This is a genomic window from Cupriavidus pampae, from assembly GCF_914271485.1.
Lineage (GTDB): Bacteria > Pseudomonadota > Gammaproteobacteria > Burkholderiales > Burkholderiaceae > Cupriavidus > Cupriavidus pampae.
On the sequence record NZ_CAJZAG010000001.1, the window covers coordinates 747,932 to 774,293 of the forward strand.

The 26,362-nt window shown below is 62.9% G+C and carries 24 protein-coding genes; 7 read left to right on the forward strand and 17 right to left on the reverse strand.

The window, feature by feature from the left end; translation table 11 throughout:
- Positions 1-9: 9 nt before the first annotated feature.
- From LDO41_RS03275 to LDO41_RS03305, 7 genes are all read right to left on the reverse strand, one after another.
- On the reverse strand, positions 10-1,503 hold the full coding sequence (locus LDO41_RS03275) for an NCS1 family nucleobase:cation symporter-1 (RefSeq protein WP_377741159.1): 1,494 nt from the start codon (positions 1,501-1,503) through the stop codon (positions 10-12).
- A 182-nt stretch (positions 1,504-1,685) separates the two neighbouring features.
- Positions 1,686-1,991: a hypothetical protein gene (locus LDO41_RS03280; RefSeq protein ID WP_223981777.1), complete on the reverse strand. Its 306-nt coding sequence runs from the start codon at positions 1,989-1,991 to the stop codon at positions 1,686-1,688.
- A 218-nt stretch (positions 1,992-2,209) separates the two neighbouring features.
- The gene (locus LDO41_RS03285; RefSeq protein ID WP_223981780.1) at positions 2,210-3,004 is read right to left on the reverse strand and encodes a peptidylprolyl isomerase; all 795 of its coding nucleotides are present in this window, start codon (positions 3,002-3,004) and stop codon (positions 2,210-2,212) included.
- 17 nt (positions 3,005-3,021) lie between these two features.
- Entirely contained in the window at positions 3,022-3,300 is a 279-nt protein-coding gene (locus LDO41_RS03290) for a BolA family protein (protein WP_223981783.1), read from the reverse strand.
- A complete protein-coding gene (locus LDO41_RS03295) occupies positions 3,300-3,866 on the reverse strand; it encodes a septation protein A (RefSeq protein ID WP_223981785.1) in 567 nt (188 codons plus the stop codon). The genes LDO41_RS03290 and LDO41_RS03295 overlap by 1 nt, the downstream gene beginning before the upstream one ends.
- A gap of 30 nt (positions 3,867-3,896) precedes the next feature.
- On the reverse strand, positions 3,897-4,310 hold the full coding sequence (msrB, locus tag LDO41_RS03300) for a peptide-methionine (R)-S-oxide reductase MsrB (RefSeq protein ID WP_223981787.1): 414 nt from the start codon (positions 4,308-4,310) through the stop codon (positions 3,897-3,899).
- Positions 4,311-4,342: 32 nt separating this feature from the next.
- Positions 4,343-5,911: a protein adenylyltransferase SelO gene (locus LDO41_RS03305; RefSeq protein ID WP_223981790.1), complete on the reverse strand. Its 1,569-nt coding sequence runs from the start codon at positions 5,909-5,911 to the stop codon at positions 4,343-4,345.
- A 186-nt stretch (positions 5,912-6,097) separates the two neighbouring features.
- Between LDO41_RS03305 and LDO41_RS03310 the strand changes: the two genes are divergently transcribed.
- From LDO41_RS03310 to LDO41_RS03335, 6 genes are all read left to right on the forward strand, one after another.
- On the forward strand, positions 6,098-7,723 hold the full coding sequence (locus LDO41_RS03310) for a 3-(methylthio)propionyl-CoA ligase (protein WP_223981793.1): 1,626 nt from the start codon (positions 6,098-6,100) through the stop codon (positions 7,721-7,723).
- Between the two features lie 53 nt (positions 7,724-7,776).
- The gene (locus LDO41_RS03315) at positions 7,777-9,033 is read left to right on the forward strand and encodes a branched-chain amino acid ABC transporter substrate-binding protein (RefSeq protein WP_223981796.1); all 1,257 of its coding nucleotides are present in this window, start codon (positions 7,777-7,779) and stop codon (positions 9,031-9,033) included.
- Between the two features lie 140 nt (positions 9,034-9,173).
- Positions 9,174-10,121: a branched-chain amino acid ABC transporter permease gene (locus LDO41_RS03320; RefSeq protein WP_223981799.1), complete on the forward strand. Its 948-nt coding sequence runs from the start codon at positions 9,174-9,176 to the stop codon at positions 10,119-10,121.
- A 3-nt stretch (positions 10,122-10,124) separates the two neighbouring features.
- Positions 10,125-11,393: a branched-chain amino acid ABC transporter permease gene (locus tag LDO41_RS03325; protein WP_223981802.1), complete on the forward strand. Its 1,269-nt coding sequence runs from the start codon at positions 10,125-10,127 to the stop codon at positions 11,391-11,393.
- Entirely contained in the window at positions 11,390-12,166 is a 777-nt protein-coding gene (locus LDO41_RS03330; protein WP_223981805.1) for an ABC transporter ATP-binding protein, read from the forward strand. Before LDO41_RS03325 ends, LDO41_RS03330 begins: the two co-directional genes overlap by 4 nt.
- Complete coding sequence (locus LDO41_RS03335) at positions 12,166-12,879, forward strand: ABC transporter ATP-binding protein (protein ID WP_223982363.1); 714 nt, start codon at positions 12,166-12,168, stop codon at positions 12,877-12,879. The genes LDO41_RS03330 and LDO41_RS03335 overlap by 1 nt, the downstream gene beginning before the upstream one ends.
- 224 nt (positions 12,880-13,103) lie before the next feature.
- On the opposite strand, the gene LDO41_RS03340 is transcribed toward LDO41_RS03335, so the two are convergent.
- The 8 genes from LDO41_RS03340 to LDO41_RS03375 form a co-directional block, all read right to left on the reverse strand.
- Complete coding sequence (locus tag LDO41_RS03340) at positions 13,104-13,823, reverse strand: SDR family oxidoreductase (protein ID WP_223981808.1); 720 nt, start codon at positions 13,821-13,823, stop codon at positions 13,104-13,106.
- Positions 13,824-13,840: 17 nt separating this feature from the next.
- Entirely contained in the window at positions 13,841-15,346 is a 1,506-nt protein-coding gene (locus LDO41_RS03345) for an MFS transporter (RefSeq protein ID WP_318036267.1), read from the reverse strand.
- A gap of 128 nt (positions 15,347-15,474) precedes the next feature.
- A complete protein-coding gene (locus LDO41_RS03350; protein ID WP_223981812.1) occupies positions 15,475-16,986 on the reverse strand; it encodes an efflux transporter outer membrane subunit in 1,512 nt (503 codons plus the stop codon).
- 22 nt (positions 16,987-17,008) lie between these two features.
- Positions 17,009-20,209, reverse strand: a complete 3,201-nt coding sequence (locus LDO41_RS03355) for an efflux RND transporter permease subunit (RefSeq protein WP_223981814.1) — start codon at positions 20,207-20,209, stop codon at positions 17,009-17,011.
- A gap of 24 nt (positions 20,210-20,233) precedes the next feature.
- Positions 20,234-21,415, reverse strand: coding sequence for an efflux RND transporter periplasmic adaptor subunit (locus LDO41_RS03360; RefSeq protein WP_223981817.1), 1,182 nt, complete (start codon positions 21,413-21,415; stop codon positions 20,234-20,236).
- Between the two features lie 174 nt (positions 21,416-21,589).
- Complete coding sequence (locus tag LDO41_RS03365; RefSeq protein ID WP_223981819.1) at positions 21,590-22,378, reverse strand: alpha/beta hydrolase; 789 nt, start codon at positions 22,376-22,378, stop codon at positions 21,590-21,592.
- A gap of 131 nt (positions 22,379-22,509) precedes the next feature.
- Positions 22,510-23,478, reverse strand: a complete 969-nt coding sequence (locus LDO41_RS03370) for a LysR family transcriptional regulator (protein WP_223981822.1) — start codon at positions 23,476-23,478, stop codon at positions 22,510-22,512.
- On the reverse strand, positions 23,471-24,145 hold the full coding sequence (locus tag LDO41_RS03375) for a gamma-glutamylcyclotransferase (RefSeq protein WP_223981825.1): 675 nt from the start codon (positions 24,143-24,145) through the stop codon (positions 23,471-23,473). Before LDO41_RS03375 ends, LDO41_RS03370 begins: the two co-directional genes overlap by 8 nt.
- A gap of 111 nt (positions 24,146-24,256) precedes the next feature.
- Between LDO41_RS03375 and LDO41_RS03380 the strand changes: the two genes are divergently transcribed.
- Positions 24,257-25,159, forward strand: a complete 903-nt coding sequence (locus tag LDO41_RS03380; RefSeq protein WP_223981828.1) for a LysR family transcriptional regulator — start codon at positions 24,257-24,259, stop codon at positions 25,157-25,159.
- Here the strand turns inward: LDO41_RS03380 and LDO41_RS03385 are convergent.
- Together LDO41_RS03385 and LDO41_RS03390 are read right to left on the reverse strand one after the other, a co-directional pair.
- Positions 25,128-25,589 (reverse strand): hypothetical protein, encoded by a 462-nt coding sequence (locus LDO41_RS03385; RefSeq protein ID WP_223981832.1) that lies wholly within the window; start codon positions 25,587-25,589, stop codon positions 25,128-25,130. The two genes, LDO41_RS03380 and LDO41_RS03385, sit on opposite strands and share 32 nt — an antisense overlap.
- A 68-nt stretch (positions 25,590-25,657) precedes the next feature.
- Positions 25,658-26,302, reverse strand: a complete 645-nt coding sequence (locus LDO41_RS03390; RefSeq protein ID WP_223981835.1) for a glutathione S-transferase C-terminal domain-containing protein — start codon at positions 26,300-26,302, stop codon at positions 25,658-25,660.
- Positions 26,303-26,362: the final 60 nt, after the last annotated feature.

Here is a 26,362-nt window from a genome sequence, read left to right on the forward strand (position 1 = left end):
AGGGGAGATTCACACAAGGTGGGCACGCATCATGCGCGGTGCCAGCGCACGGTAGAGCACCAGTGCAATACCCATGCCGACGAACCAGCTGTAGTTGGCGAGACCCTGCCAGGCCGGCACGATCACGCAGAGGATCGGGATGATCGCGGACGGGATCATGGTGGCGACGGCGGCGGGGTTGTAACCCTTGCTGTACCAGTAGCGGCCCGTGGGGCGCAGCGTGTAGAGATCGTCCACGTTCACGCGCTGGCGCCGCACGAGGTAGTAGTCGGCGATCAGGATGCCGAACAGCGGACCGATGAATGCGCCAAGCACGTCGAGCGTGTAGTGGATCATCGTCGGGTGGTTGTACAGGTTCCACGGCGTGATGAAGATCGATGCCACCGCGGCGATCATGCCGCCCGTGCGCCAGCTGATGTGCTTGGGCGAGACGTTGGAGAAGTCGAACGCCGGCGAGACGAAGTTGGCGACGATATTGATGCCGATGGTGGCCGTCATGAACGTGAACACGCCAAGCAGCATCGCGAACGTGCTGTCGATATGGCTCACTGTTTCGACCGGATCGGTGATCAGCTTGCCGAACACGGGCAGCGTGGCCGAGGTGGTGATCACGGTCAGCAGCGAGAAGCCCAGGAAGTTGACGGGCAGGCCCCAGAAGTTGCCGCGACGCACCGAGCGGAAGTCTTTCGCATAACGCGAGAAGTCACCGAAGTTGAGCATCGGGCCCGAGAAGTACGAGACCACCAGCGCGATCGCCGACAGCATGACGGGTACCGCATCCCAGCCCTGGTACTTGAGGAAACTCAGCGTGAAGTTGACGTTCTCCCAGCCGGCCTTGGACACGAGCCAGATGGCCAGCGCGATCATCACCACGTACACGGCGGGGCCAGCCCAGTCGATGAACTTGCGGATGGTCTCCATGCCGGTCCAGAACACCAGGGCCTGCAGCACCCACAGCGTCATGAATGCGCACCAGCCCAGCGTGGAAAGCCCGGCGAAGCCGTGGAGCTTCACGTCCGCATACGGCGCGAGCGATGGCGCGAAATGCAGCGCGAGAATCAGGAACGCGCTGGAGGCAAGGTAGGTCTGGATGCCGTACCACGCCACCGCGATCAGGCCGCGGATGATGGCGGGAATATTGGCGCCGAGCACGCCGAACGAGGCGCGGCAGATCACGGGGTAGGGCACGCCGGTGACCTGGCTCGGCTTGGCCACGAGATTGCAGAAGAACTGCACGATCAGGATGCCGACCAGCAGCGACACCAGCACCTGCCAGCTCGAGAGGCCGAGCGCGAACAGGCTGCCGGCGGTGATGTAGCCGCCCACGCTGTGCACATCGGACATCCAGAACGCGAAGATGTTGTAGGTGCCCCAGGTCTGCTTGCGCAGCGGCGCAAGGTCCTCGTTGGTGAGCCGCTCGTCGTACCCTGGCTTGATCAAGGCATTGCTCTCGGGATGGCTGGATCCGATGGTATCGACGGCCGACGGCGCTGTCACTTGCATCATGTGTGTCTCCTGTGGCCCTGCGCTCACATGATTGAGAACAGGATTGTCTACAAAATTGTTCTTATGTGTGAACGAAGTTGTAGGTCACGGAGATTTGATTGTCAACATCAGGGCAGCCGTATGAGGGCAAGCCCTGATACGGCAAGACGGGAACTGCTGGGGGAGGTGGTCCGAGCGCCTTATTTGGTGGCGTCGGTGGGGTCTGCTGCGGGCTGGAACTGGGCGCTCCAGGGCAGGAATTTGGAGTAGAGCAGGCGCATGCGATCGGCGTCCGGCGGGACCGCGATCTCGCCGCGGATTTCCATGAACGCGATGGTCGCCTGCAGCAGCTTGGCATGTGCGTAACGATCGCGGACGGGCACATAGGCGTGGAGATTGCGCCAGCGCATGCCGGTGCATTCGACGTTGGGCATGCCCAGTGCGCAATAGATGACGCCGCGCGAATAGAGGTGCCACATATGCCAGTAACTGCTTGCCGCGGCCATCGTGCCAAGGTTCCCGATCGGTGGTGAGTGTCCGATCTTACCGGCGCCGACATGCGGCGGGAATCGCGGTGTGTGGGGTAGGCCGCATGCAATACACGAATACTGACGCAGCACAAACAGACACAAGAAAAGTTAACAAAAAAGGCCAACAAAAAAGCCAACAAAAAAGGCACCCGAAGGTGCCTTTTTGCGATGCCGCCGAACTGGCGCGTGGATCCTTACTGGATCTTCGCCTTGTCCTTCAGCGACTTCATCATGGCCTGGAACTGCTCGCGCTGCCATGCCTGGTCGCCCATCAGCATCTGCTGCAGCTGCGGCTTGACCTCTTCGAACGACGGAATCTTCTGGTCGCGTACATCGACGAGTTCGATGATGTGCCAGCCGAATTGCGTCTTGACCGGGGTATCGGTCATCTGGCCCTTCTTCAGGCCGGTCATCGCGGCCGAGAATTCGGGCACGTAGCTGCCGCTGTTGGCCCAGTCCAGATCGCCGCCGTTGGTGGCGGAGCCGGTGTCCTTCGACGAAGCCTTGGCTACGTCCTCGAACTTGGCGCCGGCCTTGATCTTGGCGATGATCGCCTTGGCGTCGGCTTCTTTCTCCACGAGGATGTGGCGGGCGTGGTATTCCTTGCCGTTACCGAACTGCGACTTGATCTTCTCGTATTGCGCGCGCAGTTCGTCGTCACCTGCGCCATGCGTCTTGACGTAGTCTTCGAACACCGCGCCGGCCAGCACGTTCAGGCGGGCCTGCTCGAGTTGTTCCTGCACATCGTCGCGTTGCGTAATGCCACGCTTGTTGGCTTCCTGCAGCAGCAGTTCGCGGTCGATCAGCATGGTGCGCGCGCGGTCCCGCAGTTCGGGATTCGCGGGCTGGCCAGTACCGGCGATCAGCTTGTCCAGCTTGGCCGAGGGGATGGGCTTGCCATTCACGACGGCGGCATTCTGGGCAAACGCAGGCAGGCAGCCAGCGGCGAGCACAGCGGCCAGGCTGAACGAGAGGACGGTAATCTTCATGGGAGATCTAGCGAAATCTAGCGGGATTGATATTCTTCGTCGGTGTATGCGCTGACCGCCAGAGCGTGAATCTGGACGGGGAACAAGCTGCGCAGCGCATCATACACCATGCGGTGACGGGTCACGCGCGACTTGCCCGCGAATTGATCACTGACAATTGTCACGTCATAGTGACCGCCGCCCGAGGCCGCGCCCGCGTGGCCGGCATGGGCCGCGCTGTCATCGCGTACGGTCAGGTAGGTGGGCTCGAGCGCCGCGCGCAGCAGCGCATCGATATGGGTGGGATCGGCTGCCATCAGTCGGGCCTCTTGTCCGTGGCGGCATCGACCACCGGTGCCTCATGCATATGGCGCGACAACCAGATGCTCTGCACGACGATAAACACCACCATGAGCCCCATGCTGCCAAACAGCTTGAAGTTCACCCAGGTGTCGGTATCGAACGTGAAGGCCACGTACAGGTTGAGCACGCCCATTGCCGCGAAGAAGCCGGCCCAGGCCAGGTTCAGGCGGCCCCAGACCGAATCTGGCAGCGTCACCTGCTTTTCCATCATGGCGCGGATCAGATTCTTGCGCCAGATCGCCGCGGACGCGATCAGCGTGACCGCGAACCCCCAGTACAGCACGGTCGGCTTCCACTTGATGAACGTCTCGTTGTGCAACAGGATCGTCGCCCCGCCGAACACCACGATGATCAGCAGGCTGATCCATTGCATCGGCTCCACCTTGCCGTGGCGAATGCGGACCCAGGCGATCTGCAGCACCGTCGCGGCAATCGCCACGCCGGTGGCCGGATAGATGCCGAACATCTTGAAGGCGACGAAGAACAGGATGACCGGAAACAGGTCGAACAGGAATTTCATGCGTGGCGTGCCCTGACAGCAATGAGGGGGTTATGTCGGATCGCGGTCGGAAGGATCGCGATCGTCGAAGTTTAACGCAGCCGAGTTGATGCAATAGCGCAGACCGGTTGGCGCCGGGCCATCCTCGAATACGTGGCCCAGATGGCTGCCGCACTCCTTGCAGCGAACCTCGACACGCGTCATGCCGTGGCTGTGGTCCGTGACTTCCTCGATAACCTCGCCGTTGATCGGGCGGAAATAGCTCGGCCAGCCGCAGCCCGCATCGAACTTGGTGCCCGATTCGAACAGCGGGGTGCCGCAGCCGACGCAGTGATAGATGCCCTGGTCCCAGTGATCCCAGAAGCGGCCCGTGAACGGGCGCTCGGTGGCGGCTTCGCGCGCCACGCGATACTCGATGTCGGAGAGTTGCTCGCGCCACTCGGCGTCGGTTTTCTTTGTGGTCATGTTCGATTCTTCCTTGTTGGCTACGACGTTGGCTACGAGGAGCAACTTACTTCAAGGCCTGACGCCCAATCCGGAGGCAGCGCCGCATAGTGCTCGGCTTCCGGTTGTTCGTCGAACGGATGGGACAGCACGGCCAGCAGTCGGTTCACTTCGCTGAAGTCCTTATCGCGCGCCGCGCGGATCGCGGTCTCCGCGAGGTGATTGCGCAGCACGTACTTCGGGTTGACAGCGTTCATCGCGACCGCACGTGCGGCATCATCGGATGACTCTTTCCGCAGGCGCGTCCGGTACTCGGCGGCCCATGCGTCCCAGGCGGCGCGATCGAGAAACAGGTCACGCACCGGCGCGTCCGAACCACCATCCTTGCCGGATATGCGGGCGAGGTTGCGCCAGAACAAGGTGTAGTCCACACGTTGTGCGTGCAGCAGCCGGAACAGCCCGGTCAGCAGTGCTTCGTCGCCATCGTCGGCCGACTGCAGGCCGAGCTTGCCGCGATAGAGCCGGAAGAACGCGGCAGCATAGCGGTCGCGGAACGGATCGAGTGCCTCGCGCGCGGTTTCCGCGGCGGCGTCGTTGGCTGCCTTCCTGGCGTCCTCGCTGTCTCCGGTGTCTTCTCGCCACAGCGGCAGCAGTGCCTGCGCGAGGCAGTGCAGGTTCCAGAAACCGATCTGCGGTTGCTGGCTGTAGGCGTAGCGACCCTGCTGATCCGAATGATTGCAGATATGGTTGGCGTCGAACGCGTCGAGAAAACCGAACGGACCGTAGTCGATGGTCAGCCCGAGGATCGACATATTGTCGGTATTCATCACGCCGTGACAGAAGCCGATCGCCTGCCAGTGCGCCATCAGGTCAGCCGTGCGCAGCGAGACTTCGCGCAGCAGCGCCTGGTATGGGTTGCCGCTCTGATCTCGTAGGGCGGGATAGAAGCGGTCGATCACGAAATCCGCCAGCTGGCGCAGCGAAGCATGGTCCTCGCGTGCGGCGAAGTGTTCGAAATGGCCGAAGCGGATAAAGCTCGGCGCCAGCCGCGTGACCACCGCGGCGGTCTCCATGGTTTCGCGTCGTATCGGCGCATCGGAGCCGACGATCGACAGCGCGCGCGTGGTCGGCACGCCGAGCGCGGCCATGGCTTCGGAGCACAGGTATTCGCGAATCGACGAGCGAAGCACCGCGCGGCCATCGGCCATGCGCGAGTACGGCGTGAAACCGCCGCCCTTGAGCTGGATCTCCCATGGACCGGTGGCCGTCTGCGCTTCCGCGAGGCGAATCGCGCGGCCATCGCCAAGCTGGCCGGCCCATACGCCGAACTGATGTCCGGAGTAGACCGTGGCGAGCGGATCGGCCCAGTCGGGCACGGCGCAACCGCCGAACGTGTCGATGAATGCTTGTTGTTGCGCGGCCTCGCGTGCGGCATCGCCGTGCCAGCCAAGCAGCGCGGCGGCGTCGGGTGCCACGCTGACGAGGTAGGGCGAGGGCAATGGCGTCGGTGGCAGCCGCGTGAAGAACCGCTCGCCAAGCGCGGCAAAGCCGGGCGCCGTGGTAAAGGGCACGGCGAACGGTATGCGTGGCAAGGCGTTGCTGGGATCTGAATTCGGGGGCATCGGGGCGGGGCGACTTTGAGAGAGATGTGCGGTCTCAGGCTAGGGAAAACGACATGTTGAGACGGCAAATGACAACCAGTATTGTACGTGCACCCGGTTTTGCGAGCTGCGGCCCAAAATTAGCACGACTGTTCGGTTTTTCGCGGGCCGTTCAATAAGATGCTGGAGACCATTGGAGACAACCATATGGCATTGATGGGTCAAATGATGGGCGCACCGTTGCTCATTTCTTCGATCATCAAGCATGCCGCGCGCTACTACGGCACCACCGAAATCGTTTCACGACGGACCGAGGGCGATCTCCACCGCTATACCTATCGAGACTGCGAGCTGCGCGCACGCAAGCTGGCGCAGACGCTGGAAGCATTGGGCGTGAAACAGGGCGAGCGCGTCGGCACGCTGGCCTGGAATGGCTATCGTCACCTCGAACTGTATTACGGCATCTCCGGCATGGGGGCCGTCTGCCATATGATCAATCCGCGCCTGTTCGCGGAGCAGATCGCCTATATCATCAATCACGCCGAGGACGAGTACGTGTGCTTCGATGCCACGTTCCTGCCGCTAGTCGAAGGCGTGGCCGCGCATTGCCCGAAGGTGAAAGGCTGGATCATGCTGGCCGACCGCGCGCATATGCCCACGGACCCGAAAGTCCCGCTGCTGTGCTACGAGGACCTGCTCGATGCGCGGGATGGCCATTACACGTGGCCCGAGCTCGACGAAAATCAGGCTTCGAGCCTTTGCTACACCTCCGGCACCACCGGCAACCCGAAGGGCGCGCTCTATTCGCATCGCTCGACCGTGCTGCACGCGTACGCGGCGGCGCTGCCCGACGCGCTCGGTTGTTCGGCACGCGACGTGATCCTTCCCGTCGTGCCGATGTTCCACGTCAATGCATGGGGCCTGCCGTATGCGGTGCCGCTGGTCGGCGCCAAGCTCGTGCTGCCTGGGCCGAAGCTCGATGGCGCATCGCTTTTCGACCTGTTCGAGCGCGAGGGTGTGACCTTCTCCGCGGGCGTGCCCACGGTATGGCTCGGCCTGCTGCAGCACATGCAGGCCAATGACCTGAAATTCTCGACCTTCCGTCGCACTGTGATCGGGGGCTCGGCAGTGCCGCCCGCGATGATCCGCGCGCTGGAAGCGCTCGGCGTCGAGGTGATTCACGCGTGGGGCATGACCGAGATGTCGCCGCTGGGTACCGTCTGCAAGCTGCTCGCGCGTCATGCGGATCTGCCCGAGGAAGCCCAGCACAGGATTCTGGAGACGCAGGGTCGCGTGATCTTCGGCGTCGACATGAAGATCGTCGATGGCGATGGCCGCGAACTGCCATGGGATGGCAAGGCATTCGGCGATCTGCTCGTGCGCGGGCCTTGGATCATCGATCGCTATTTCCGCGCCGAGACGCCCGCGCATGACGACGGATGGTTTCCGACGGGCGATGTGGCGACGATCGACCCCGACGGCTATATGCAGATCACCGATCGCAGCAAGGACGTGATCAAGTCCGGCGGCGAGTGGATTTCTTCGATCGACATCGAGAACGTGGCGGCTGCGCACCCAGCGGTACATATGGCCGCATGCATCTCGGTGCGGCATCCCAAATGGGACGAGCGACCGTTGCTGGTGGTGGTGAAGCGCGCCGGCATGGAGGTATCGCGCGACACGCTGCTGAGCTTCTTCGACGGCAAGGTCGCCAAATGGTGGATTCCCGACGATGTGGCGTTTGTCACCGAAATCCCGCTGACCGCGACGGGCAAGATGCAGAAGCTCAAGCTGCGCGAGCAATTCGCGGACTACAAGCTGCCGACCGCTTGATGCCATCGGGCGGTACGGCGGCCCCCTATAAAAATAAAGTGAAGGAGACAGGCATGACCAAGATGCGTCCGTTGGCGGCAGCCGCGGCGGTAGTGGCGGCATTCGGTTCTTCGCTGGCTTTCCCGGCAGCTGCCGAGACCGTCAAGATCGCGTTTATCGATCCGCTGTCGGGCCTGATGGCCCCGGTGGGTCAGAACCAGCTCAAGAGCTGGCAATACGTGGCCGAGGTGGCCAACCAGAAAGGGTGGGGTGGGCCGCACAAGTTCGAGGTGGTCGGTTTCGACAACAAGCTGTCGCCGCAGGAAAGCCTGACCATCCTCAAGCAGGTGGCGGACCAGAACATCCGCTACATCGTGCAGGGCAACGGCTCGTCGGTGGGCCTTGCGCTCGAGGATGCGGTGGCCAAGCACAACGAGCGCAATCCCGGCAAGGAGATCGTCTACCTGAACTACGCGGCGGTAGATCCGGACATGACCAACAGCAAATGCAGCTACTGGCATTTCCGGCTCGATGCGAACTCCGACATGAAGATGGAGGCGTTGACCACGTACCTGGCGAAGGATCCCGCGGTCAAGAAGGTTTATCTGATCAACCAGAACTATTCGTTCGGGCATCAGGTGACGCGCGCGGCCAAGGATTACCTCAAGCGCAAGCGGCCTGACATCCAGATCGTCGGCGAGGATCTGCATCCGCTTGCGCAGGTGAAGGACTTTGCGCCGTATGCGGCCAAGATCAAGGCGTCGGGTGCCGATACCGTGATCACGGGCAACTGGGGCAGCGACCTCGCGCTGCTGGTCAAGGCGGCCAAGGACGCGAATCTCACGACCAACTTCTATACGTACTACGCGACCACCACGGGCGTGCCGACCGCGATGGGTGCGGCCGGGGCCGAGCGCGTGCGCTACGTCGGCTACTACAACGCGAACAACGATGGTTTTCGCGGTGCCGACGTGATCGACGGGTTCAAGAAGAAGTACAACGACGACTTCTACGTGGTCGCGTCCTATACCGGCATCGCCATGCTGGGCAAGGCCTTCAAGGAGGCCAACTCGACCGATCCGGTCAAGGTGGCCAAGGCGCTTGGCGGCCTGAAGGTGGAGAGTATGAACGGCACCGTGGAGATGCGCGCGAGCGATCATCAGGCGCAGCAGTCGCTGGTGGTGGCCACGTGGACCAAGGTCAATGGCAAGGACGTCAAGTACGACCAGGAGAACACGGGCTACGGCTGGAAGACCAATGCGGTGCTCGATCAGTACGTGGCCGCGCAGCCGACGTCGTGCCAGATGAAGCGGCCGGGCGGTCCAGGTTAACTGCGCGGGCTAACTACGCTGGTTAAGCGCAACAGGTTAAGCGCAACAGGTTAAGCGCAGCAGGTTAAGCGGCTCTCTCCCTCACCCCCAACCCCTCTCCCGCGTCGCGGGAGGGGGGCGCAAATACGCAAGGGGTCGTCGTGGAATTCTTCGTCATATCGCTACTGAACGGCATCAGCTACGGGTTGCTGCTGTTCATGCTGTCGTCGGGCCTGACGCTGATCTTCAGCATGATGGGCGTGCTCAATTTCGCGCACGCGAGCTTCTATATGCTCGGCGCCTACCTGGCTTATTCGATTGCCGGAACGATTGGCTTCTGGCCCGCGCTGATTGTGGCGCCGTTGCTGGTGGCGGGCGCGGGGGCGCTGGTGGAGCGCTTTGGCCTGCGTACCGTGCACAAGTACGGGCATGTGGCCGAGTTGCTGTTCACGTTCGGGCTGGCGTACCTGATCGAGGAGGGCGTCAAGCTGGTGTGGGGGCTGGCGGCGGTGCCGTATCGGATTCCTCCCGAACTCGACGGACCGCTGTTCACGGTGTTCACCTCGTCGTTCCCGAAGTACCGCGCCTTCATGATGCTGGTGTCGCTGGCCATGTTGCTGGGCATCTATCTGGTGCTGACGCGCACGCGTATCGGGCTCGTGATTCAGGCCGCGCTGACGCATCCGGAGATGGTCGAGGCGCTGGGCCATAACGTGCCACGTGTGTTCATGATGGTGTTTGGCGGTGGCGCGGCGCTGGCGGGGCTGGCCGGGGTGATCGGTGGTAATGCGTTTGTGACCGAGCCATCGATGGCCGCCGCGGTCGGTTCGATCGTGTTCGTGGTGGCGGTGGTGGGTGGCATGGGATCGCTCGTCGGCGCGTTTATCGCGTCGATACTGATCGGGGTGCTGCAGACCTTCGCGGTGACGATCGATGCCTCGGCGGCCACCATCTTCGCGGGGCTCGGCATGACCGTGACCGACGCCACGCCGCTGAGCTCGCTGTGGAAGCTCACGGTGGCGCAGGTGGCGCCTGTGCTGCCTTATTTGCTGCTGGTAGTCATGCTGATCGTGCGCCCGCGTGGGCTCATGGGCACGCGGGAGGGCTGACGGATGGCAACCATGACCGGTACCACGATGCATTACCGCCCGCTCAATCTTGCGCGCTGGCTGATCTGGGGCTTTACCGCGCTGGTGATGGCGGTGCTGCCGCTGCTGTTTCCGGGCGGGTTTGCCGTGACGCTGCTGTCGCAGATGGGCGTCATGATTATTTTTGCGCTCTCGTACAACATGCTGCTCGGGCAGACCGGCATGCTGTCGTTCGGGCACGCGGTGTATGCGGGGCTGGGCGCGTTTATCGCGGTGCATGTGCTGAACATGATCGGTGCCGGCAAGGTATGGCTGCCGGTGTCGATGTTGCCGCTGGTGGGTGGGCTTGCGGGCGCGTTCTTTGGCGTGCTGTTTGGCTACGTGACCACGCGGCGCTCGGGCACGACGTTCGCGATGATCACGCTTGGCATCGGCGAGATGGTGTTTGCCAGTTCGCTGATGTTTCCGGATTTCTTTGGCGGCGAGGGCGGGATCTCGACCAATCGCGTGGTTGGCGAGCCGTTTCTCGGCATCACGTTCGGGCCGGGGCGGCAGGTCTACTATCTGATCGCGGCATGGTGCCTGGTGTCGATGATTGGCATGTATGCGTGGACGCAGACGCCACTCGGACGTATTGCCAACGCGGTGCGCGACAACCCCGAACGCGTGGAATTCATCGGCTACAACACGCAGCGCGTGCGCTACCTCGTGCTGATCCTGTCCGCGTTCTTCGCCGGCATTGCGGGCGCGCTGTCGGCGCTCAACTTCGAGATCGTGTCAGCGGAGAACGTGAGTGCGGTTCGGTCGGGCGGCGTGTTGCTGGCGACGTTTATCGGCGGCGCGGGGGTGTTCTTTGGTCCGGTGCTCGGCGCGATCGTGTTTATTCTGTTCGCGGTGGCGCTGTCGGACCTGACCAAGGCGTGGCTGCTGTATCTGGGCCTGTTCTTCGTGCTGATGGTGATGTTTGTGCCGGGTGGGCTGGCGAGCCTGATCCTGCGCCAGGTGCCGCTGATCGCGGCGGGACGCTTCAAGCGGATGTTGCCGTCCTACGCGCAGGGCGCGGTAGCCGGCCTGCTGCTGCTGGCGGCGACGATTCTGACCGTGGAGATGATCTACAAGGTACAGGTGGATAGCGCGAACGGCACCGCGATGTCGCTGTTCGGCGTCGGCTTCGATGCCGGCACGCTGGCGCCATGGCTCGTGGCGGGCATGCTGTGGGGGGTGGGCGCGCTGGCATGGCGCTACGCGGCCGCGCGCGTGCGGGCCATGCTGGAAACCGGAGGTACCGCATGACGGCGACGACTCCCGCGCTGGAACTCACCGACGTGCGCAAGCGCTTTGGCCAGACCGAAATCATTCGCGGCGTGAATCTGTGCGTGCAGCGCGGCGAGCGGCACGCGATGATCGGGCCAAATGGTGCCGGCAAGTCGACCACGTTCAACCTGATGTCGGGGCGCTTCTCGCCCACTTCAGGTTCCGTCAAGCTCAATGGGCAGGATATCGGCGGCAAGCCGCCGTTCGAGATCTACCGCATGGGGCTGTCGCGCAGCTTCCAGATCACGAATATCTTTCACCGGCTGTCGGTGTTCGAGAACCTGCGTTGCGCGGTGTTGTGGGCGCTCGGGTATCGCTATTCGTTCTGGCATCGGCTGTCGGCATTGCGCGATGCGCGGTTGCGCGCCGAGGAGGTGCTGGAACTGATCGGCATGACGCATCGTCGCCATGCGCAGGCGGGCATGCTGACGTACGCCGAGCAACGCGCGCTGGAAATTGGTATCACCATCGCGGGCGGTGCGGAGGTGATCCTGCTAGACGAGCCGACGGCTGGCATGAGCCGGTCCGAATCGGACCATGCCGTGGAGCTGATTCGCAAGGTGACGGTGGGCAAGACGCTGATCATGGTGGAGCACGATATGAGCGTGGTGTTCGGGCTTGCGGACCGGATTTCGGTGCTGGTCTATGGCGAGGTGATTGCCAGCGACACGCCTGAGGCGATTCGCGGGAACCCCAAGGTTCGCGAGGCGTATCTCGGTACCACGCTCGACGACGCGGTGGAGGCGGCATGATGGCGGCGCCGATGCTCGAAGTGGCCAGGCTCCACGCGTACTACGGCAAGAGTCATATCCTCCATGGCGTCGACCTGCGCATCGAGGAGGGCGAGATTGTCGCGCTGCTCGGCCGCAACGGCGTGGGTCGCTCGACGCTCGCCAAGGCGATTCTGGGCATGGTGCGCGCCGAGGGCACGCTGAAGCTGCGCGGCACCGATATCCTCGGCCGCCGCACGTTCGAGATCGCGCACCTCGGCATCGGCTACGTGCCCGAGAACCGCGATATCTTTCCCACGCTGACTGTGCGACAGAACCTGCAACTCGGCGAGAAACGCAACCCACACCAGCCCAAACCGCGCTGGAACATCGAGGACATGTTCGAGATATTTCCAAGGCTGCGCGAGCGCGAGCACACGCCAGCCGGCGTGCTCTCCGGAGGCGAGCAGCAGATGCTCACGCTGTGCCGCACGCTGATGGGCGACCCCGACCTCGTGCTGATCGACGAACCCACCGAAGGCCTCGCCCCGCTGATCGTGACGCAGGTAGCGGAGTTCCTGCGCACGCTGCGCGCCCGCGGCATCTCCGTGCTCCTGATCGAACAAAAGCTAGCCATCGCCCTCGACATCTCGCAACGCGTCTACGTGATGGGCCACGGGCAGATCGTGTTCGAGGGCTCCCCAGCGGAACTCAAGGGCAACGCGATGGTGCGCAAGGAGTGGCTGGAGGTTTGATTGCCAACGGGATGGTCAATCGGCCTTGAAGTCGGCCTTGCGGACGACTTCCTTCTGGCAGTTCACTTCCTCGGCAAGGGCAATGCTCGCGGGCGGCTTCAGTTTGGGGTGGTCGTGGTTGGATGTCGCAGAACGACCCTTTGGCGTCATCCGGGGCCGCCCGATTTGACGGCTGCAATCAGGCTTAATGCGGCCGCTTACTGCGCCGCCCTTGCCGGAGCCGCTTACGCGTTTGCACCTCCGTCCACCTGCAGGATCGTACCCGTCGCGAAGCCGTTGGTCATCAGGAACAGACCCGCTTCGGCAAGCTCGTCTGATCTGCCCACGCGCCCCACGGGTAGCGTGCTGCCGATCCCGTTGAGTACACCCTCGCGCACGTCTTCCGGCAGGAAGTCCCACGTCGAGCTATCGACGACCCCGGGAGAGACCACGTTGACGCGAATCGGGGCGAGCTCCAGCGCCAGCGTGCGTGCCAGTCCGTCGAGGCCACCGTTGACCGCAGCCACGATACTTCCGCCCGAAGTGGCCTTGTATGCCGCCAGGCCGCTAAAGAACGTGATGGACCCGTCCTTGGACATACGGGATGAGAGGTGGCGCACAAGATAGATCGGGCCCCAGAACTTCGAGTTCAGCATCAAGTTGATCTCGACATTGCGCAGTTCGACAAATGGCTTGAAAGCCAGTGCCGCGGCGGTCGTAACCAGATGATCGACGCGCGGAATTTGCCGTGACACGGCCTCCACTTCGCCTTCGATGCCGATGTCGGCGCAATGCGTCACCACATCGCTGCCGAACGCTGCCTGCACAAGTGCGAGCCGCTCCGTCGAGCGGCCAATGATATGCACCTTCGCACCTGCGACAACCGCCTTCCGCGCCAGCGCCAGGCCGATGCCGGAGGTGCCGCCAGCGATGACTACGGACTTGTCTTGAAGAGAAACGTTCATGATTTGGACTCCTGTCGTTAGAGATTGGATTGCCCGGCCGTGCCGACGGCGTCGTCGTTCGAGCTCGTTCGACTCAGAAATCCGAACACCGAGCCGGCCGCCAGCACCGTGATGACGGTCATGATGTGCAGGAGGTTCTGGAATGCCTCGCCATATCCACTCAGCAGGTCGCGCGGATTGACGCCGGGGAGCGTGGCAATGGCGCGTGCCATATCGCCGGTGGCCAGACGTTGTGCGCTTTCCGCGATATGTGCAGCGGTCTCACGCGTGCCAATGATGTCGCCGAGCACCGACTGCGCATACGCGGCCAGCACGGCGCTGGCGATGGCCAGCGCGATGCCTTCACCGGCGACGCGCGTAGTGTTGAAAATGCCCGTTGCCATGCCCGCGCGTTCCTTTGGCACAACGCTGATCGCGAGGCCGTCCATCAGGCCCCACGGCATCCCCGCGCCAATGCCGATCAGCAGCATCGGCATGGCCACGGCGACGCCGGTGGTGGAAACATCGATACGGCTCAGCCATTGCAGACCTACTGCCGCGATCAGAAAGCCGATACCCGACAGCACGCCGGCAGAGACCCAGCGGGTCAGAGATGCCACGATCACAGGCACAACGAGCATTGGCAGGGACAACGCAATCATCAGGATGCCGGCATCGATCTCGCTCAGACCCACCACGCCAATAAAACGCAGCGGCAGCAGGATGATCAACACGATGTAGCAGTAGCAGGTGCCGATCGGCAGCATCTGCACGCCGATAAAGCGTGGATAGCGAAACAGCGTGAGGTCGAGCATCGGACGCTGCACGCGCGACTCCACCACGATGAAGACCAGCAGCATCAGCGCGGAAGCGGCGAGCAGCGCGATGACAAACGGATCGCTCCAGCCCAGCTCCGGTGCTTCGATCACGCCGTAGGTGAAAAGCACCAGCGTCGCCGTGAAGGTGATGGTGCCCGGCCAGTCGAGGCCCTGTGCGTTGGGGTCGCGCGTCTCCCGCATGCGCAATGCGCCGAAGATCAGCGCGACGAGGCCCGTCAGCGCGGTGGACAAGAACACTGCGCGCCAGCCGAACGTGGTGATCAGCGAACCTGCAAGTAGGGGACCGAAAGCGAGGCCGATGCCGAAGCTCGTGCCCAGCATGCTGAACGCGCGTGTGCGGGCGTGGCCTTCGAACTCCTGGGCCATCGCGGCGGTACCGCCCGACAGTGCTGCGGCTGAGGCGATGCCCTGCAGCGCGCGCAGCACGTCGATCCAGAACACGGACGGTGCCAGTGCGAGCGCGAAGGACGTCAGCACGAAGAAGAACACGCCGCCCACGAACAGGCGCTTGCGCCCGTACACGTCGGCCAACGCGCCTGCGGCCATCAGGAGGCTGCCGAAGCTCAGCATGAACGCGTTAGTGATCCAGGTGAGTGATACCGCGCTGCCGCCGAGATCGCGGCCGATGGCGGGAGTGGCCACGGCGCCGCCGGAGAAACTGAGTGGCAGCACAATTGCCGCGAGACAGACGGCGATCAGCACCATTGATTGGCCACGATGTGTGCCCGTTGGAGGGGGAGTCATAAAATGGAGGAGATAAAAAGACGTTCGAATCCGCACGCTCCTCCGCATGCAGGAGAGGAGCGCGCGTGGGAGAGACAATCCGTGCAGATTTATTGTTTCGCGACGGTCTCCGGCACACCCTGCCAGCCGCCGCCAAGGGCGCGGATCAGGTTGACCGTGGCGGCCGCTTGCACGCTCTGCAGTTGCACGGCGGCACGCCTGCTCTGCAGCGCTGTGCGCTCAGCATCTATCACGTCGAGGTAGTTGACCGCACCCTCGTTGTACTGCGTGCGTGAGATGTCCGCCGCGCGGCCCGCTGCACTGACTGCATCGGCCTGCGTCTGCGTTTGCGATTCCAGGATGCGCAGATCGGACAAACCGTCCTCCACCTCGCGGAATGCGGTGAGCACCTGCTGGCGATACTTCGCCACATCCTCTTCATACACGGCCCGTGCATTGGCGAGATTCGCGTTGCGGCGGCCGCCATCGAAGATCGGAATGTTGAGCGAGGTGCCCGCGAGCGGACCGAGCAGGAATGCACGGCTGCTCCACTTGAACAGATCGCCGAGTGTGGCGGACTCGAAGCCACCGACACCGGTGAGCGTCAGCGACGGAAAGAACGCCGCCTTGGCGATGCCGATACGCGCGTTGGCCGCGGCCATCGTACGTTCGGCGGCTGCCACATCGGGTCGGCGTTCGAGCAGCGACGACGGCAGACCTGCGGGAATACGCACGTTGATGGCCTGCAGCGGCGTGGGTGTCATCGAGAACTCTGCAGGCGCCTTGCCAAGCAATACCGCAAGGCTGTGCTCGGAGGCGGCGCGCAGCCGCTGAACGGTCATGGCGTCGGACTTCGCGGTAGCCAGTTCCGAGCGCGCACGCGCGACATCGAGTTCGCTGATATCGCCCTCCGCAAAGCGGCGCTCCACCAGTTGGAGCGCTTGCTGGCGCAGCTTCACAGTCGTGCTGAACACCTCCATCTCTGCGTCGTACCCGCGCAGCGCGAAGTAGTTCTGCGCCACGTCCGCCTGCAAAGCTAGCTGCACCGAGCGAAACAGCGCTTCACTACGTTGCGCCTCGGCCTTCGATGCATCGACCGTGGAAGCCACGCGGCCGAACAGATCCACTTCGTACGAAGCACTGGCCTGCGCGCGCCACAGCGTCTGCTGCGGAATATTTGTGCCGTCGGGCTGGAGTTGCGAGGCGGCCGACAGCTTCTCGCGCGTCGGACCGAAGCCCGCATCGAGCGTCGGATAGTAGCCGGCCTTGGCCGCCTGCACCAGCGCGCGCGCTTCCTTGAGCCGTGCAGCGGCGGCCTTGAGGTTCTGGTTGGCATCCAGCGCCTGCTGCTCGAGAGCGTCGAGCTGGCTGTCGCCGAAAATGGTCCACCACTCGCCACGCGCGAGTTCCTCGGAGGGTCGCGCCGTCTGCCAGTTGCCGCCTTCACCGGGCTTCAGCTGCATTTGCGTCCAGTCGGACGAGGCCTCCTTGAACTGCGTCTGCGTCGTGGCCGACGTTGCCGGCACTTCGTAGGTTGGCGCCAGCGAGCAACCGGCAAGCACCAGCAGCGAGGCCAACAGCATCGAGCCACTGGCCAGCCAGTTATGCGATGAGGTCTTCATGATGATCTCCTGGGTTGACGTGTTACTCGGCGGAAGCAACGGGCGCTTCGCCATGCAGCGGCTGGGTATGCGTGTGATGCTTGTCGATGAGGCGCTTGCCGCCAGTCAGCTTGCGCAGCGCCACGTAGAACACGGGCGTGAGCAGCAGGCCGAACAGCGTCACGCCGAGCATGCCGAAGAACACGGCAATCCCCATCGCGCGGCGCATCTCAGCGCCGGCACCGGTCGACATCACCAGAGGCACCACGCCCATGATGAACGCGATCGACGTCATCAGAATGGGACGCAGACGCAGGCGGCTCGCTTCGATCGCAGCCTGCACGATCGTGCGTCCCTGCATCTCCAGCTCGCGGGCGAATTCAACGATCAGGATCGCGTTCTTCGCGGACAGTCCCACGAGCACCATCAGGCCGATCTGCGTGAAGATGTTGTTGTCACCACGCGTGATCCACACACCGAGCAGTGCGGACAAGATCGACATCGGCACGATCAGCAGAATCGCCAGCGGCAGCGTCAGGCTTTCGTACTGTGCGGCCAGCACCAGGAACACCAGCAGCACGCTGATCGGGAACACCCAGAACGCGGCGTTGCCAGCCAGCACTTCCTGATATGTCAAGTCCGTCCATTCCATGCTGATGCCGCGGGGCAGCGTTTCGGCTGCAATGCGCTCGATGGCGGCCTTGGCCTGGCCGGACGAGTAGCCGGGCGCCGGGCCTCCGTTGATGTCGGCGGCAGTGAAGCCGTTATAGCGGACGACCATCTCCGGGCCATACGTTGGCGAGACCGTGACCAGCGACGACAGTGGCACCATCTCGCCGGAGGCGTTGCGCGTCTTCAACTGCAAGATGTCGGCTGCCGTGGCGCGGAACTGCGAATCCGCCTGGGCGCGTACCTGGTACACACGGCCAAACTGGTTGAAGTCGTTCACGTACAGCGAGCCCAGATAGATCTGCATCGTGTCGAATACATCGGTCACGTTCACGCCCAGCTGCTTCGCCTTCGTGCGGTCCAGATCCACGTCAAGCTGTGGCACGTTGATCTGGTAGCTCGAGAACATCGGACCCAGTTCGGGTGCCTTGGCAGCGGCCTTCATGAACGCCTGCGTAGCGTCGTTCAGGGCTTCGTAGCCGAGCGAGGCGCGATCTTCAAGTTGCAACTTGAAGCCGCCGACCGTGCCCAGACCCTGCACCGGCGGTGGCGGGAAGGTGCCGGTGACTGCATCCTTGATGGCTTCTGCGAACTTCGCATTCAAGGCGGCGGCGATTTCGTCGGCGGATTCTCCCGGACCACGTTCCTTTGAGGGCTTGAGCACCGAGAAGACCAGGCCGCTGCTCGATGAGTTGCTGAGACCGTTCACCGATAGGCCCGGAAACGCGGGTACGCCGACCACGCCCGGCTGCTTCAGCGCGATCTCGGTCATCTTGCGCACCACTTCTTCTGTGCGTTCCAGCGAAGAGCCCGGCGGCAACTGGGCGATGCTTACGAGATAGTCCTTGTCCTGAGCAGGCACGAACCCACCCGGCACAACCTTGCCCATGAGGATGGCACCGGCCAGCAGGACGCCGTAGACGGCAAACATCACGGTCTTGCGCCGGATGGCACTGCCCACGCCCTTGCCGTACGAATCCGAGCCACGATGGAACACTTTGTTGAAGCGCACAAAAAACGGCCCAAGTGCCTTGTCCATGGCACGGGTCAGTGCGTCCTTCGGTGCATGGTGATCCTTCAGCAGCAGCGCGGCGAGCGCGGGGGAGAGCGTCAGCGAGTTGAAGGCTGAGATCACCGTCGAGATCGCGATGGTCATCGCGAACTGCTGGTAGAACTGGCCGGTAAGGCCCTTCATGAAGGCGAGCGGCACGAACACGGCGACCAGCGTCAGCGCGATCGCGATGATCGGGCCGCTCACCTCCTGCATGGCCTTGTACGTGGCTTCGCGTGGAGTCAGCCCTTCGCTGATATTGCGCTCGACGTTCTCCACTACGACGATTGCGTCGTCCACCACGATACCGATGGCGAGCACCAGACCAAACAGCGACAGCGCGTTGATGGTGAAACCGAAGCCGAGCAGCAGCGCGAACGTGCCGACGATCGATACGGGCACAGCCAGGAGCGGAATCAGCGACGCGCGCCAGGTCTGCAGGAACACGATCACCACCAGCACGACCAGCGCTATGGCCTCGAACAGCGTGTGGATAACGGCGTCGATGGACTCCTTCACGAACTGAGTGGGGTCATACACAATATCGGCGCGAACGTCCTCGGGCATTTCTTTCTGAAGCTCTGCCATGATGGCGCGCACGTCATCCGAGATCTGCAGCGAGTTTGCGTTCGGCTGCTGGAAGATGATGATCTGGACAGCTTCCTTGTTGCTGAGCAATGCACGCAGCGCAAATTCGGCCGACGACAGCTCGATGCGAGCCACGTCGGACAGGCGCACCACGCCGCCATCCGGATTCGTCTTGAGGATGATGTTGCGGAACTGGTCCTCGGTCTTCAGACGGCCCTGCGCATTGATCGAGAGCTGCATCGGTACATTGGTCGCCATCGGTGCGCCGCCGACGATGCCTGCCGCCACCTGCACGTTCTGCTCGCGAATCGCCTTGACTACGTCGCTGGCCGTCATGTTCTGGCGAGCCACCTTCTGCGGATCGAGCCATACGCGCATGGAGTAATCACCGGCGCCCCACAGCACCACTTCGCCGACTCCCGGTACGCGTGCCAGACGGTCTTTGATATTGATGAGGGCGTAGTTGCGCAGGTAGGTCAGGTCGTACTTGCCATTCGGTGAGACGAGGTTCACACCCATGGTCAGCGTCGGCGAGGACTTGACCGTGGTCACGCCCAGCCGCTGCACGTCTTCCGGCAGACGGGGCAAGGCCTGATTGACGCGGTTCTGCACGAGCTGCGCGGCCTTGTCTGGATCGGTGCCGAGCTTGAAGGTCACAGTGGTGGTCATGTTGCCGTCGCTGTTGGCTTGCGACTGCATGTACAGCATGTCTTCGACGCCGTTGATCTTTTCCTCGAGCGGCGAAGCGACGGTCTCAGCAATGACCTTCGGGTTCGCGCCGGGATATTGCGCGCGCACCATCACCGAAGGGGGAACCACTTCGGGATACTCAGCGCTGGGTAACTGCACCAGCGCGATGAGGCCGGCCAGCAACACCACCACCGAAAGGACGCCCGCAAATATCGGGCGATCGATGAAGAACTTGGAAATGTTCATGATGAACTCCGTGGGCGACCCCAATCAGGCCGCTGGCTTCGTGACGCGCGCAATGTCAACCATGTTCACGGCGCGGGGCTTCACGGCGTCGTTCGGACGCACGCGCTGCATGCCGCCAACCACGATCTGGTCCCCGGCCTGCAGGCCCTTCTCGACAATGCGCAAGCCATCGTGGAGGTTGCCGATCTTGACTTCGCGGTACTGGACGCGGTTGTCCTTACCCACCACCAGCACGAACTTCTTCGCCTGGTCGGTGCCTACCGCGGCGTCGTAGATCATCACGGCGTCGCGCGGCTGGCCGCCGCCGACCTTCACGCGAGCATAGAGGCCCGGCACTAGCGCGCCATCGGCGTTGTCGAAGCGCGCACGCACGCGGATCGTGCCGGACGAGACATCGAGGCGGTTATCGACCGAGACGATGGCACCCGTGCGCGAGTAGGCGCTTTCGTCTGCCAGGCCCAGTTCCACCGGCACTTCCTTCTTGCCGGTACCGCGCAGGTAGCGCAGGTAGGTCTGTTCATCGACCTCGAACGAGGCGTACATGGGAGACACCGACACCAGCGTCGTCAGCAGGGGCGCGCTGGCGCCGGTCGAGACGATGTTGCCGACGGTGAGTTCGGCGCGCGACACACGGCCCGCGACCGGAGCGACGACGTCGGTGTAGGACAGATTCACGCGGGCGGCATCCAGCGCGGCGCGCGCCGCCTTGACGCTGGCCGATGCTTCGCGAGAAGCGTTCTGCTTCTCGTCGTAGTCGCGCTTCGCGATGGCGTTGCTGCCGATCAGGCGATCCGCGCGCGCGGCGTCGCTCGATGCATAGGCGGCGCGCGCCTCCGCAGCGGCCAGTTGAGCGGCGGCGCGGTCAACCTCGGCCTGATACGGGCGTGGATCGATCGTGAAGAGCGATTGTCCTTTCTTCACCAGCTGGCCGTCCATGAAGTGCACGGCGACGATCTTGCCGGGTACGAGCGGACGGATATCGACCTTGTCGATTGCTTCGAGCCGGCCCGAGTACGACTGCCACTCGGTGATCTGCTTTGCCACGACCGGCGCGACATCGACTTCCGCAGCCTGCGGTGCGGCGGCATCGGCCTGGGCATCGGCGATGGGGCCATGGATATGGCCGAACTGGGTGGCGGCACCGAGCGCACCCAGGACGAACAATGTGCCCAGTGCGACGGAAAGCCGTTTGCGGTTGGTGTTCATGTCAAAAAACTCCCACTTGGTTCAGACGATTCGAGACGAGGTTTCGGGGCGAGTCCGCCGCTTGGAATGCAGTATGGTTGCCGCCAATAAGGGGATAAAGGATGGTTTCGTGTTTTCTTTGTGTCTAATTTGGAGACAATTAGCCCGCAGGTCGGAATGCGGGAAATGCGGCCGCTATGGGATGGCCAGGCGCCGACGCAGGAAGGTAGCTGCGTCGTCGAGCACGGCCCTGTCGCACACCAGATCGCGGTGGCACAGATCGCGGCGGCGCATCGCTTCGGTAGGCACGCCCGCCTGGATCAGGCAGCCTGCGTACAGCTCAGCCTCGGCGCGCATGGGGTCCTTCTCCGCACTGATCACGAGCGTGGGAGGCATGCCGCCGAGCCGCCGCGATTCGATCGGCGCCGCGTACGGATGCACCTGAAGCGCCATGCTGGGCAGCCACGCGCGATACTGGCGCGCGCACTCGAGCGCATCGCGCTCGGCATCACGGCTGGCGTCACACGCAATGCGCGTCATGCTTGGGTCCAGCAGTGGGCCGATCAACGCCTGCGCCGCCACTCGTATGCCACCGCGGTCACGTGTCATCGCGGCCAGTCCATTGGCGATATTGCCGCCCGCGTCATGTCCCGCTAACGCGATGCGGCGTGCATCGGCGCGGAAGGTGCGCGCGTTGTCAATGGCCCAGCGCAACGCGAGAAACGCATCTTCTGGTGCGGCCGGGAATGGATACTTCGGCGCCAGCGAATAACCGACGGATATGACCCACGCAGGGATAGACTCGGCCAGGTGCGCGGCCTGCGTCTCGGCCTCATCGAGACTACCTCCGATAAATCCGCCACCGTGGAAATAGAGCACGATGGGCAACAGGTCCTTCTCGAACGTGGGCCGGTAATGGCGCAGCACAATGTGCTGCGCGTGGCCCGAGATCGGAACCTCCAGAACTTCCAGTTTTGGGTTCATGAAAACGCCTTGTTCCGCGATGGCGGAAGCAGCGGCCGCTCGACCAGCCGCACTGTACGGCGTACCGGCGCGCAAATAATCCACTGCAAACGACCAACAGAATTCTTGTAGATGGAAAAATCGCCCGGAAGTCATGCGATACTGACCTGCCGTGCGCGCACTGGCGAGTCCGGAGGCAACTCCATGCCAGTGTCTGCACTCACCCCTGGGCAGGCAGCAAACAGTTCTGCCACCCAGTCGACGAATGCGCGCACCGGCGGCGACAGATGCCGGCTATGCGGATAGACAGCCGAGATTGGCAGCGAGGGAGGCCGGAAATCCGGCAGGACCTCAACCAGCTCGCCGCTCGCGAGATATGGCAGCGCCAGCAAGCGTGGTACCTGAACCAGGCCGAGGCCCTTGATGGCGCATTGGATATGCGCGTCGCCATCGTTGATTGCCAGTCGCGAGCGCATGCGAATATTCACCCGCTCGCCATCGACGATGAAATTGAGGTTGATGGCGCGGCCCGTGCGGCTGGAGACATAATTGACAGCGACGTGCTGCTCAAGATCGTCCGGCGAGCGCGGCGTGCCCCGACGTTCAAGATAACCGGGGCTGGCAACGGTGACGAGGTGATAGGTGCCGATGCGGCGCGCCACTAGCGTGGAGTCTCCCAGTGCGCCGACGCGGATCACGCAATCGATGCCTTCCTGCACAAGGTCCACGAATCGGTCACCAAAGCCGATGCTGAGGTCGATATCGGAAAAGCGCGCCTGAAAGTCGTCTAGCGCGGGCACTACCACGAGTTTGCCGAGCGCGCCGGACATATCCACGCGCAGCTTCCCGCGCGGTGTGCGTGTGTCAGTTGTGAGCTCGCCTTCGGCCTGTTCGACTTCGCTCAGAATGCGCACGCAGCGCTCGTAATAGGCGGCGCCTTCCGAGGTCAGACTCAGGCTGCGTGTGGTGCGATTGAGCAGGCGGATCTTCAGGAACGCTTCGAGATCCTTGACGATGCGCGTGACGGAGCCGCGCGGCAGGTTCAACGAGTCCGACGCGCGGGAGAAGCTGTTGGCTTCGACAACGCGAGTGAACACCTGCATGGCGTGGAACTTATCCATCTCGACCCTCCGACGCAATCAGCCGCCGCAGTTCCGCAGCCAGCGAGGCGATGTATGCATCGTGAAGTTGGTGCTCCAACAATGACGCTTCGAGCTGGAACACGTACTCCGCATTGGTGCCGAACGAACCGGATGCGCGCGCAATGATTGGCGCGCTTGTGCCGACCGACGCATCGCGTTCGAACAGGGGCTGCGCGGCATTGGCGACGAAGACGATCGCATAGGCGTCGGTGTCGTCCGCCAGCGTGACAGGGGCCCACGTAGGCAGATAAGCGCCGGAAATCATCTCGCGCGTCCATACGACGCGAAGCTCCTGCTCCCGGCTGAGCCGCGGCAGCTGCAGCGCCACGCCTTGTGTGGTACCTCCGGGCTCGAGCGCCAACATGCGGCCCGGAATTGCGATGCTGCCACGCCCGGCAACGCTACGAATGCTGAAGCGGCGCCGCCAGCCGTGAAGCGTCGCGAGCTCGCGACGATCGAATTCGAGCAGGGGGTTCCACATCAGCGAGCCGTAAGCGAAGATCCACAGATCGTCGCCATTGTCGGGACGGGCGGCCAGCGTCTCTGCGAGTGAAGCGTCGATGCGGCTTTGTGGCCATCGGTATTCCGGCGGAAGCTCCAGGGTGTCGAAATAGCGCCCGGACTGAAGGGATTCTCTTGTCAGCATGGGGGCCTGTCGTGAGGGGGTGCGTGTCGATACGCGAATTGTGGTTGCTGCCTTGCTGCTGATAAACTGCGCAATCTGATTTTCTTTGTCGCCTCCACGAACACAATCAACATGGTCGATCGCGTTGAAGCGCAGGTTCAGGACATCGAATCATTTCTGGCTGTAGCGCAGACCGGCAGCTTCACCCGCGCGGCGGAAGGCCTCGGCACGAGCAAGTCCAATGTGGGCAAAGCAGTGCAGCGGCTTGAAAAGCGGCTGGGCACGCAGCTATTCCAGCGCACCACCCGTGCGGTTAGATTGACCGAAGACGGCGAGACTTACCTGCAGGCCGCGCAGGCGGCATTGCAGGGATTGCGGGAAGCGGAGCAGGCGCTGGCGGCACGTCGCGCCGAGCCAATCGGTCGGGTACGGCTGGATGTACCGGCCGGCTTTGGTCGGCTATTACTGCCGTTTCTGGCGACCTTGCAGCAGCGCTATCCCAAGCTCACCCTCGAGATGGCGCTTAATGACCGCATGTCGGATCCCGTTGCCGAGGGCTGGGATATCGTCGTACGCATCGGCGAACTGCCGCCAAGTGGCGACATGACCGTACGCAAGCTCTGCAGCCTTCGACTTGGTCTCTACGCGTCTCCGGACTATCTGCATCGCAAGGGCACAATCAAGGATGTGGCCGATCTGGCCACGCATCATGCCGTGATCTTCCGTGGCCCCACCGGGCGGTTGCGGCCGTGGACGGTTTCCGACGGGGGGCGGATCCGCGAAATCTCGATGGACCCAGTGCTGGTGCTGGCGGATGGCCAGGCATTGATCGACGCCGCGGTCAGCGGTTTCGGCATCGCGCAAATCTTCGATCGAGTTGGCCAGGCCTACGTAGATAGCGGCCGGCTCGTGCATATCCTCCCCGAGGCCGATGTCGAAGGCCCGCCGGTGCACGCGATCATCCCGGTCGGCGTGAAGATGGCGGCGAAAACGCGCGCCGTACTCAATCATCTGGCCGATAGCCTGCGCGATTAGCACGGGGCAGGAGAACAAGGAGATCACTGTCGCTCGACCAGCTCTCCACGAACAACGTGGACACGCCGAGGATCAAGCCGACGCCGCCGATCGTGGAGCATCCTAGCAGGAGGGGCGTGATCAGCGTATCGATACCGGGTGCGACGGTCTGCCCGAAACACAGCTCCGCCAGCGCCGATAACGTGGACAACCCGAAGCTGCCGACCGCCAGTTGAAGCCACAGCATCGCCTTTGACAATAAACGAGTACGGCGGCGCATGAACGGCACCATTGCCTTGTCATGATCACAGGGCCGCTCGCCTACATCGCTCAGGACATTGATGGCCAAGCCATAGCGATTGGTGGCGCCAAGCAGCATCACGGTGGAAGCGTTTGTCAGAAGCGCGGGGCCCGTGATCAGCGAGAGGGACGAGACAAGGCTGGAGAGCATGGCAGTGGCACCTGAGGCGAACCCGTGCCGGCATTAAGGCGAAAGCGGGCACGGGCGCTTCAGAACTTTCAGGCTGCGAGCTTCATGGCGGCATGACGCGACACCAATTCAGCCTCGTCCTTAAGCGCCTTAGCGGCGGCAGGACGTGCGGTGATGCGGTCGATATAGGCCATCAGATGCTTCAAATGCGTGATCTCAGCGCCCGATCGTTCATGCCACATCGTTGCCCAAACATACGCGTCGGCTACGGTGAACTGCTCGCCCAGCAGATACGAGCGACCATCCGCGAGTTGCTCGTCCAGCTTGGTGTAAGCCACCACGAGCTTGTTGCGCGTCCACTCGGTACCGAACTCGGTCTGCAGCTTGCGCATCAACGGGATGTGCTTCTGAGCGATCTCCGTAGCCAGCATCGTGAGCAGTTGATCGAACTTCACACGGTCGAGCGTGCCGTGCGGAGGGATCAAGCCAGCAGCGAGCTGCTGATCTGCGAGAAAGGAAGTGATCACCACAGTTTCAGTCAGGTGCGTCTTCGCGGCATCGTCCAGCACTAACACGGGCACGTAGCCGAGCGGATTTACCTCGGCGAAGTTATCGTTAGCCGTCGTGCTCTTGTCGAATACATCGTAGTGAATCAGTTCCGGGTTCAGGCCGAGTTCGTTTGCAACGAGTTGGACGGCAAGCGAACACGTGGCTTGAGCGATGTAGAGTTTCATGATGATCCCTTAAGGTTGTATGCGACGCGGTGTGCGTCTACGGGATTCATCCTATGCGGC

Excerpts from the sequence above, each read along its gene's own strand:
- LDO41_RS03310 (WP_223981793.1), top strand. The coding sequence starts at position 6,098 with ATGGCATTGATGGGTCAAATGATGGGCGCACCGTTGCTCATTTCTTCG.
- LDO41_RS03385 (WP_223981832.1), bottom strand. The coding sequence starts at position 25,589 with ATGCTCTCCAGCCTTGTCTCGTCCCTCTCGCTGATCACGGGCCCCGCG.
- LDO41_RS03290 (WP_223981783.1), bottom strand. The coding sequence starts at position 3,300 with ATGGCAGCCGATCCCACCCATATCGATGCGCTGCTGCGCGCGGCGCTC.
- msrB (WP_223981787.1), bottom strand. The coding sequence starts at position 4,310 with ATGACCACAAAGAAAACCGACGCCGAGTGGCGCGAGCAACTCTCCGAC.
- LDO41_RS03335 (WP_223982363.1), top strand. The coding sequence starts at position 12,166 with ATGGCGGCGCCGATGCTCGAAGTGGCCAGGCTCCACGCGTACTACGGC.
- LDO41_RS03360 (WP_223981817.1), bottom strand. The coding sequence starts at position 21,415 with ATGAACACCAACCGCAAACGGCTTTCCGTCGCACTGGGCACATTGTTC.
- LDO41_RS03350 (WP_223981812.1), bottom strand. The coding sequence starts at position 16,986 with ATGAAGACCTCATCGCATAACTGGCTGGCCAGTGGCTCGATGCTGTTG.
- LDO41_RS03345 (WP_318036267.1), bottom strand. The coding sequence starts at position 15,346 with ATGGTGCTGATCGCCGTCTGTCTCGCGGCAATTGTGCTGCCACTCAGT.
- LDO41_RS03295 (WP_223981785.1), bottom strand. The coding sequence starts at position 3,866 with ATGAAATTCCTGTTCGACCTGTTTCCGGTCATCCTGTTCTTCGTCGCC.
- LDO41_RS03325 (WP_223981802.1), top strand. The coding sequence starts at position 10,125 with ATGGCAACCATGACCGGTACCACGATGCATTACCGCCCGCTCAATCTT.
- LDO41_RS03305 (WP_223981790.1), bottom strand. The coding sequence starts at position 5,911 with ATGCCCCCGAATTCAGATCCCAGCAACGCCTTGCCACGCATACCGTTC.
- LDO41_RS03355 (WP_223981814.1), bottom strand. The coding sequence starts at position 20,209 with ATGAACATTTCCAAGTTCTTCATCGATCGCCCGATATTTGCGGGCGTC.
- LDO41_RS03330 (WP_223981805.1), top strand. The coding sequence starts at position 11,390 with ATGACGGCGACGACTCCCGCGCTGGAACTCACCGACGTGCGCAAGCGC.
- LDO41_RS03365 (WP_223981819.1), bottom strand. The coding sequence starts at position 22,378 with ATGAACCCAAAACTGGAAGTTCTGGAGGTTCCGATCTCGGGCCACGCG.
- LDO41_RS03390 (WP_223981835.1), bottom strand. The coding sequence starts at position 26,302 with ATGAAACTCTACATCGCTCAAGCCACGTGTTCGCTTGCCGTCCAACTC.
- LDO41_RS03380 (WP_223981828.1), top strand. The coding sequence starts at position 24,257 with ATGGTCGATCGCGTTGAAGCGCAGGTTCAGGACATCGAATCATTTCTG.
- LDO41_RS03370 (WP_223981822.1), bottom strand. The coding sequence starts at position 23,478 with ATGGATAAGTTCCACGCCATGCAGGTGTTCACTCGCGTTGTCGAAGCC.
- LDO41_RS03275 (WP_377741159.1), bottom strand. The coding sequence starts at position 1,503 with ATGCAAGTGACAGCGCCGTCGGCCGTCGATACCATCGGATCCAGCCAT.
- LDO41_RS03375 (WP_223981825.1), bottom strand. The coding sequence starts at position 24,145 with ATGCTGACAAGAGAATCCCTTCAGTCCGGGCGCTATTTCGACACCCTG.
- LDO41_RS03315 (WP_223981796.1), top strand. The coding sequence starts at position 7,777 with ATGACCAAGATGCGTCCGTTGGCGGCAGCCGCGGCGGTAGTGGCGGCA.
- LDO41_RS03340 (WP_223981808.1), bottom strand. The coding sequence starts at position 13,823 with ATGAACGTTTCTCTTCAAGACAAGTCCGTAGTCATCGCTGGCGGCACC.
- LDO41_RS03280 (WP_223981777.1), bottom strand. The coding sequence starts at position 1,991 with ATGGCCGCGGCAAGCAGTTACTGGCATATGTGGCACCTCTATTCGCGC.
- LDO41_RS03285 (WP_223981780.1), bottom strand. The coding sequence starts at position 3,004 with ATGAAGATTACCGTCCTCTCGTTCAGCCTGGCCGCTGTGCTCGCCGCT.